3 protein-coding genes are annotated in these 3,451 nt (G+C 55.0%); all 3 read right to left on the reverse strand.

Annotation, left to right across the window (positions count from 1 at the left end):
• Positions 1–268 precede the first annotated feature (268 nt).
• A complete protein-coding gene (locus RRY12_12765) occupies positions 269–1,576 on the reverse strand; it encodes a metallophosphoesterase (protein ID MEG2185545.1) in 1,308 nt (435 codons plus the stop codon).
• Between the two features lie 128 nt (positions 1,577–1,704).
• Entirely contained in the window at positions 1,705–2,961 is a 1,257-nt protein-coding gene (locus tag RRY12_12770; protein MEG2185546.1) for a GHKL domain-containing protein, read from the reverse strand.
• A 2-nt stretch (positions 2,962–2,963) separates the two neighbouring features.
• Positions 2,964–3,451: LytTR family transcriptional regulator DNA-binding domain-containing protein (locus tag RRY12_12775; protein MEG2185547.1), on the reverse strand; the 488-nt coding region annotated here is incomplete at its 5' end.

Genomic DNA, 3,451 nt, shown 5'->3' on the forward strand with positions numbered 1-3,451 from the left:
GGGCATTTGCCCCTTTCGTCAACCAAAGATTTGGTTATTCCGGGCAGCGATTGTGGCTATCCAATCGGCATAAACGCAGTACCAGCAGGTGTTCTCCGCCGCGCCGCCACGCGCTGTAAAGGCGGGACAGCGCTGCTTTGGCCAGACGTTGCCGCCGGAGTTGGGGGCGAGTCGTGGCATATCCTCCCGCCGTCTCGCGGCCTTGCTCATCATATGTCGCGCCCTTCCTTTTGAAAGCGGGCAGGCAGCGCGCCCGCCCGCTATGTCCTTATTGCTGATTGACGTGTGTGCTGATGTCCCACAGCCCGCCGGATTCTTCATAGCTCAGCAGTTCAATTTTGTCCTGCTCGCCCGTGGTGATTACCGCAAACGTGCGGGTAGCGTCGGGATAGTCCGTGTTATGGTCTACCCATGTTCCGCTATTGACATAAGTCGAGCCGCCCTCGGCCTCCGTCAGCGCGGGCACATGGGTGTGTCCGAACACCACGATGTCGATGTTTTCATCCGGGTTTTCAAGATATTGCGTCTTGGCCTGCTGAAAGTAGTAATCCCAATCCACCGTTCCAGCTACGGCTTCGACAAAGCCGTTTAAAACGCGGACACGATTGATTTCCTGCCGCTCAGCCCATGTGCGCTGGATGTTTTGATACAGCACCGGTGCGGAGATCGTGCCGTCCTCCTGCTGGCAGGGGTAGAAGTCAAGATAGGTGTAGGCGTCGTCAAAGCCCGCGATGTGCATAGTAAATATCTTCTCGTCTAAAGCCTCGTTTGGCGTCATGCGCTCCGAAATGTTTTTCAAAAGCGAGTAGTAGATGTATGCGCCGTACTGGTCGGCATCGGTCTGCTTCGGCGCTTTGGTCACCACAGGCAGATCCTTTTCAACCGTAGAACGTCCTTCCAATACCCATGTTGCGGCGTAGCGGGCGTAGAAATATCCCGCGGGGAGTATCGTGTCGTCATTGCCGCACAACGCCGCATTGGTGACGGCGTCCGGCGCGGAAAACACGTCGTAGCGGTGGCCGTGCTCAATGGCGATCTCCTGTCGGTCGCCGGTGTAGTAATAGCCAAGCCCCTCGGCGTCCCTCATTTGCTCGATTTGGGGGATGGCCTCCTGTAAAACCTCCGATGCTAGCGTCATGTCGTGATTGCCGGGAACGTAGACAAGGCGGATGCCGCTTTCTGCCACGCTATTCAGTTCATCGATTACAGCTTGGTTGTTTAAGATGACGCCCTTATAAAACTGCGCCTCGTCCGTATATGATGGGTAATAGACGGGCAGGAACCACTCGTCCAGAAAGTCGCCTGCGATGACAAGCTCACGCACATCGGTCGTGCTTTGAAGCCGCCGCAGGAACTGGACGAGCAGCGGACGGTTCGCCACGGTTTCAGCGTATTGGTCGTCTATGCCGAGGTGGAGGTCGCTGATGACGACAATTTTGTTCCGCTCGCTGCCCGCCTCCCACAGCGGTTGCGCGTCATTCTGCGTTTCCGGCTGCGTGCCGGTCTGCGCTGCGTAACCGGCCAAGGACAGGGTCATGGCAACTATCAGGATGATTGCAAATATCGCTTTCTTCATAAATAACGCTTCCTTCCTATTTGGGCTTTCCGATAAAAGGATAGCGCCAAAGAGAAGAGAGCGACCGATTTATACATAAAAGGCATGATTTTATGCTTAATGTTATTGTTTCACGAAAAAATATCCTGTTACACCATTAGGCGTACCTTGAAAACGCCGCCTGTCGTTTCATATACCAGTTCGCCGCCGCACTGATTAACGAAGTCAAAAACGCTCTGGCTGCCACGGCCATGACCTTCCCTTGCGGAAATGGGCAGACCCTTTTCATCCAGCGTAATCGCGCCCTCATAGGGATTTGTCATTTCAAAAATAATCTGACCGGCGCTGACAGCGGTAAAGCGCAGCTCGCGTTTTTCCTTGGGCAGCGCTGAAACAGCGGCAATGGCGTTCTCCATCAGGTTGGACACGACCATTGCAAGAGAAAGTTCAGGAGCGGAGAGCTTTTCGGGAATGTCCAGCCGCAGCTCGCATCGAATGCCCTGCTGACGGGCAAGTTCGGCGTAATAGGAAACGGCGGCGTTTACCGGCATGTTTTCGCAGTATTTGCGGGGCTTTTTCGGCAGCGCCTCGCTCTGCTTTTCGATCAGCTCAGCGGCCTTGTCTGCTTCGCCCTGCTGTAAAAGCGAGAGCAGGGTGTTGTTGAAGTGGCGGCGGTCATGCTGCACGATGCTCATTTGCCGCACCGTCTCGTCCATCAGCGCGAGGCGCGCAGCCGTCAACTGCCGATCGGACTGTATCTTCAGGTTTTCCATCCGCAATGCTGCCTCCCGCAGCGTTTTTCGCAGAGAGAGGAACATGGCCAGATACATGAGCACCGTCGCCAGCGTCAGCAGCATTAGCGGGACGAAGCCGGCGCTCAGCGTCTGCTCCACGTCGTCGCCGGAGACGAAGTAATACGCAAAGTTCAAAAACAGGGCGGCAGCTACGAACAAGTAGACGCTCCAATGCTCCGCTGCCTGACGGTAAAGAGGACGCAGCCGCTTACGGAAAAGGAGAATTGCAGCGGAAAACAGCAGCGCACGGAGCACCATGTTGGCATAGTAGGGATATGGGAAAAAGTCGCAGGTAAAGTAGCTCACGACCACAGCGATGGCGTATACGTTCATGGCCGTGAAGCAGTTGAACAGCCATTGCGCCGGTGTTTCCTTGAACAGCGGTTTGGTGGCCACGCCCACAAGAATGAAGAACACGATGTCCAGCGTCGCCAGCGTTGTGTAGTCGCCGCGCAGATAGAAGAAGATGTTGATTACAAGGTCTGTGGCCACAATAGCGGTCATTGTTATCCACGGTGTATGCTTGCGATCTTTCGGCTGAGCCAATGTGAACAGCAGCGCGACCAGCAGGGCGTTGGTGACAAGAGAACGGAGAATATCGTAAAGCGCCATTGTCACACCTCCCCAAGCCGATAGCGCATATAGGCGTTTCGCACCGCCGTATATTGCTTGCCGGACACCGGCACAAATGCACCGCCCTTGAGTGTGAAGCCATCCCTGCTCAGCCGCTCCACGCAACGCATGTTGACCGCAAACGCGGCGTGGGGCTGGATAAAATGCTTGTTCTGAAGCAGTGGGGAGACATGCGCTGAAAAGCTGCCGACGATGGTCGTAGTCTCTGCCGTTTCACCGTTTATAAGGGCATATACAGCGGCGTGTTTTTTATATTCGCAGTAGGCGATGCTGTCCGTGGATATTGTCCGCAGACCGTTTTTCGTCTTGACCGTGACGGTGGTTTCCTCGCCGTAATCCACCTTTTCTGCCGCCAAATCCAGTGCGGAGAACAGCTTTGCTTTGTCAATGGGCTTGATGAGATAGTTAAGAGGATTAACCGCGTAAGCGTCCAGCGCAAAGCCCGGTTCGGTGGTGATGTAGATGATTT

Origin of the sequence: Cloacibacillus sp., from assembly GCA_036655895.1 — a bacterium.
Classification (GTDB): Bacteria; Synergistota; Synergistia; order Synergistales; family Synergistaceae; genus JAVVPF01.